The organism is Pseudobacter sp. (genome assembly GCF_051955275.1).
Taxonomy (GTDB): Bacteria; Bacteroidota; Bacteroidia; order Chitinophagales; family Chitinophagaceae; genus Pseudobacter.
Genome location: NZ_JBQCGW010000071.1, coordinates 1 through 4,825, shown reverse-complemented (window position 1 = coordinate 4,825; position 4,825 = coordinate 1). Strand labels below are relative to the sequence as shown.

At 48.7% G+C, this 4,825-nt stretch carries 4 protein-coding genes; all 4 read left to right on the top strand.

Annotated elements, in window-relative coordinates; translation table 11 throughout:
* A partial coding sequence (locus ACTHMC_RS06295) for an acetyl-CoA hydrolase/transferase C-terminal domain-containing protein (RefSeq protein ID WP_440411837.1) occupies nt 1-425 on the top strand: 425 nt, incomplete at its 5' end.
* A gap of 84 nt (nt 426-509) precedes the next feature.
* Nucleotides 510-2,792: a S8 family serine peptidase gene (locus ACTHMC_RS06290; RefSeq protein WP_440411835.1), complete on the top strand. Its 2,283-nt coding sequence runs from the start codon at nt 510-512 to the stop codon at nt 2,790-2,792.
* A gap of 11 nt (nt 2,793-2,803) precedes the next feature.
* Entirely contained in the window at nt 2,804-3,901 is a 1,098-nt protein-coding gene (locus ACTHMC_RS06285; protein ID WP_440411833.1) for a hypothetical protein, read from the top strand.
* A 32-nt stretch (nt 3,902-3,933) separates the two neighbouring features.
* A partial coding sequence (locus ACTHMC_RS06280) for a hypothetical protein (RefSeq protein ID WP_440411831.1) occupies nt 3,934-4,825 on the top strand: 892 nt, incomplete at its 3' end.

Below are 4,825 nucleotides of genomic sequence, written 5' to 3'. Positions count from 1 at the left end.
TGATCCGCCAGAACCCGGCGGTAGTGGCCGTTAACAGCGCTATCGAGATAGATCTTACGGGGCAGGTATGTGCGGATTCCATTGGCAATTATCAATATTCCGGCATAGGTGGACAAATGGATTTCATGCAGGGAGCAAGTATGTCGGAGAACGGCATGCCCATCATTGCCATGCCATCCGTTACCAAAAAAGGGATTTCCAGGATCACTCCATTCCTGAAAGAAGGGGCTGGCGTTGTTACTACACGTGGCCATGTGCATTGGGTAGTAACGGAATACGGTATTGCAGACCTCTTTGGAAAGAATATGCAGCAACGCGCCAAACTCCTGATCGGCCTGGCTCATCCGGATCACCGCGAAGACCTTGAACGGGCATTCTTCGAACGTTTCGGCAAAAGGTCCATGAGACACGAACGTTCCCTGTAGATAAAATACGGGAAAAACACCCTGTGCATTTAGCAGGAAATTAGGGAGCTTCATAACCGATTTCCCTCCCAATAAAACCTGCTTATGCCATTACAAAAGATCATGGCCTTTTTCATGCACGAAAAGGAGGAAGCCCTGTGCAGTTCCCTGATCAAAGACTCTAAGAAAACAGACAGTTATTATATTGGCAATGTGGATGATGCGCAGCTGGAAGAGTTGCGCAAAAGTAATATCGTAGTACAGGTGCTTGAAGAACCGAAGCTACCTGATGTGGACATTCCCCTTTCTCCGCAGCTTAAGAACATCAGCCAGCATATCAACACCCTAACCGGCACTTTCGATCTGAGGACCATCCAAAGGGCCTTCGCCGAAGCCGAATCTGAAGCAAAGGAATTCCCCGCCTACTACAAGATCAGGATCGACGGCGCTCTTATGGAAGAGTATAAAGAAAGGCTGGGCGGTATGAAGAAACGCGTGCTTGAATTCATTCCACCCGATACTTACCTGATACAGGTAGAGAATAAAGATGAGCTCACTGCCCTGCGTGCCTTTGACTTTGTAGAGGAAGCCATCTATTACAGTTCGCTGGATACTTCACCCGGCTTCACAGCGCAGGAGAAAGCTATTGAGCCTGAAATGGCCACTACTGACATGCTCACCTTCGACATTCTCCTGCATGAGGAATCTGATATGTGGAAGATGTTGGATTGGTTGCAATCCCACAATGTGGCTGTTGCCGGCAAGGCCGGAAACAAGATCCGCATCTACCTGCTGGAGAATTCTCCACTCATCTATGAGATCGGCAGCCATGTGCTGGTGAAATCTTTCAGTGAATACATCGCTCCTCAATGGCATAACGACAACGCCCGTACACTCACCGGCATCAACTTATTCTCGCCGGAGCCCGCCATTCATCTGGAATATAACGGTGATGGACAGGTGATAGGGGTTGCTGATACAGGCATCGATGATACACACCCTGATCTGTCCACACAGATGGCGCATCCGCCAACTGCCTGGGGAAGGCCTGGCAATTACTCCGATACTTCTGGTCATGGTACCCATGTGGCTGGTTCCATTGTAGGCACGGGAAGCGCATCGGGCGGCACTTTGAGAGGACTGGCTCCCGGCGCCAAACTGTTTTTCCAGTCGATCATGGACAGTAAGGAAAACCTGGCATTGCCGCTCCTGCTGCAGACCCTTTACCAGGAAGCTTATGATAAAGGTGTACGGATCCATAACAATAGCTGGGGCTCATCCACCGCATCGAAGTATACGGTGAACTCTGTGGAAGTGGATGATTTCGTGTGGCAACATAAAGACATGCTTCTGGTATTTTCAGCGGGCAACGATGGAAATGCCTTTAAACCCGTGAATGCACCGGTGGGTTTTCCGGATTTTCTCAGCATCGGTTCTCCTGCTTCTGCCAAGAATGTGCTCACTGTTGGCGCGAGCCGAAGCACGCGTACCACGGGTGGTTACGCGAAATACAAATACGGCGTGGTATGGCCCGGCAATTTCCCTGATCCTCCTATGAGCCAGGAAAATGTTTCGGGTGATAGCAATGCACTCGCAGGATTCAGCAGTCGCGGTCCCTGCGATGATCTCCGCGTGAAACCTGACCTGGTAGCTCCCGGTACAGATATCGCATCCACAAGGGCGGCTACCGCTCCTGCCAGCAAGTTCTGGGGCATGTACCCGGGCAATAGTCAGTATGCCATCATGGGCGGCACCAGCATGGCCGCCCCTGTAGTGAGCGGTTGCGCGGCCATCCTCCGCGAATACTTTCAGAAAAAGCATGAGCACTCCGCAAGCGCTGCCCTCCTGAAAGCCACCATCATCAATGGCTGCAGAAAGCTGACGGGTCAGGACTGTATTGTAAAATATCCTGATCTTCCCAACTATAACCAGGGATATGGAATGATAGACCTGGCTAAAACCATCCCTTCCGCTGCCAATGATTTCTTTATCTGGTGGATCGATAATTACCTGGATCAATCGACTGCCCCGCAGTTCAGTCGCACGGGCGCCAGGATAAGGATCCAGCTTACACTTCCGGCCAACAGCTGGCTCCGTGTATGCCTGGCTTATACCGATGCACCGGGCAGGGCCTTGCAGAACAACCTTAACCTGATGATGGATTTCAATAACACCAATCAGAAATGGATCGGTAACGAAAATATTCCGTCACTGCTCAAAATGCCGGACACTACCAATAATGTGGAAGCAATCGTACTGGACACTGCTGCTGCCGGAGACTACACCATCCAGGTTTCCGGAACCAATATCATTAAAAGTCCGCAGGACTACGCATTAGTGATCACGGCAGGAATACCCAATACAACCTGTACAATCCTTAACAGCTAAATCAATACTGTATGTTCATTCTTCATCTTATCCAGGCAGAATTCGGTGACAGCCTTCTTATCCAATATGGATCGGAACAGTCGCCCAAATATTTTCTGATCGACGGAGGGCCCAAACATGTTTACAATAATTTTCTCCGCGGGGAGCTGGAGTCGATTGTGGGAGAGGGCGGAGAGCTGGAAGTTGTGGCAGTTTCGCATGTAGACAATGATCATATTGTCGGGATCCTCGATCTGCTTACAGAACTGAAAGGGCAGGAGGACAATAATGAAACGCATTTCCTGAAAATAAAGGATTTCTGGCTGAACACTTTCGCCGGTACTATCGATACCACCAACAGTCTGACGCAACGCATCAATTCCATATTCGCCAATGCTGCTTCCAATAGTGTGAACATGCCCGGTACCGGCATTGCAGTGAATGGCATCAATGAAGGAAATAAAGTAACCACATTATGTAATATCCTGGGTATTCCCATGAATGAAGCGGCTACGCAGGATATCTTCCGGGTGGGCTCTCCCAATGCACCGATGACTTACGGAAACCTCACCATCACTATCGTAGGGCCAACCAAAGAAAACCTGGATGCATTGAAAGCCGAATGGGAAGAATGGATCGCTAACCAGGAAAATGCACTGGGTGCGCAAAACTTCAATGTACTGTCTATGTCCGATAAAAGCATTCCCAATCTCAGCAGCATTGCTTTTTTGATTGAAGGAAGCGGAAGATCCATGCTGTTCACAGGAGATGGCCGTGGTGATCACCTGATGGAAGGATTGAAAAAGAAAGGCATGCTTACCAACGGACAGATGCATGTGGAAGTGCTGAAAGTAGCGCACCACGGATCAGACAGGAACGTGAACCGTAAATTCTTCGAGAACATCACTGCTGACATCTATGTGATCTCGGCCAATGGAGAGAACAGGAATCCTGATTATGCCACGCTCAGCTGGATCATTGAATCTGCGAACGATGCAGGCCGCCAGATAGAGATCGTGATCACCAACGAAACACCCAATACAACAAAAATCCAGCAGGATTATAAACCTGCCGTCTGGGGTTATTCCATGCGGTTCATTCCAAATGGCGCACATTCCACCATCGTTTGATCAATACCATTACAACAATCTAATCTCCTCAAATGAATCAATCAAATGACATTGCCGAAAAGATCTGGAAAATATTCGCGGCTTCCAAACCTTCACTGCGTCTGAAATACAGGGAAAACCAGCAGGTAACTGACAGGCTTCCCATCTTCAGTACATTTATCTCTGAGCACAGCGTAAGGGCAGGTAATTATGTAAAAAAATATGAAACCATTGCAGCTGCTGAGACAGTAGAAACCAGCGGCCTTCAGAAAGTGCTGGATGCATTTACAGCCGATCTTGAAATCGAAAATCCTGATCTCCTGTATTATGCATTGGAAGTGTTCCTCACAAAACATAAGGGAGAAGTGAAATACATGATCCCTTCTATATTTGTCACCGATCCGGCAGTGATATTGCCTTCGCCGCCGAAAGGAGATCCTGATAATCCACAATCCTTTGTAGCCTGGGGTGATCTGAAGGAAACCAAAATGGACTGGTTCAGGGAAGATCCTTCGCTCAATGAGCACCATGCCCACTGGCATGTGGTATATGATCGTACGCTGAAATTAGACAGGCAGGGAGAAATGTTCTTTTATATGCACCAGCAAATGCTGGCCAGGTATGATGCAGACAGGATCTCCTCTGGTGTTCCGCGTGTAAAACCCTTCGATAACCTGGAAGAGCAGTTGATCAGTGTAGGTTACCTGGCAGGAGATGATGCAAGACTGACACAGTTGGAAGGCTTCTCCGACAGGCCGCCTGTTCAGCGCGTTGATGAACAGCGGGCACAGGCACAGGTAACCCACCTGCAAGCGATCCATAAAGATATCAGCAATAATTATTACAAGCCCGGACATCCGCAGAAACCGGAAGAAGAAATAAAAGTGGTGAACCGCCTTGGTTCTACCATTGAATATAATAATCAGGAGGATACATCGAGATCCT

Coding starts and splice junctions, on each gene's coding strand:
- ACTHMC_RS06290 (WP_440411835.1), top strand. CDS start 510: ATGCCATTACAAAAGATCATGGCCTTTTTCATGCACGAAAAGGAGGAA.
- ACTHMC_RS06285 (WP_440411833.1), top strand. CDS start 2,804: ATGTTCATTCTTCATCTTATCCAGGCAGAATTCGGTGACAGCCTTCTT.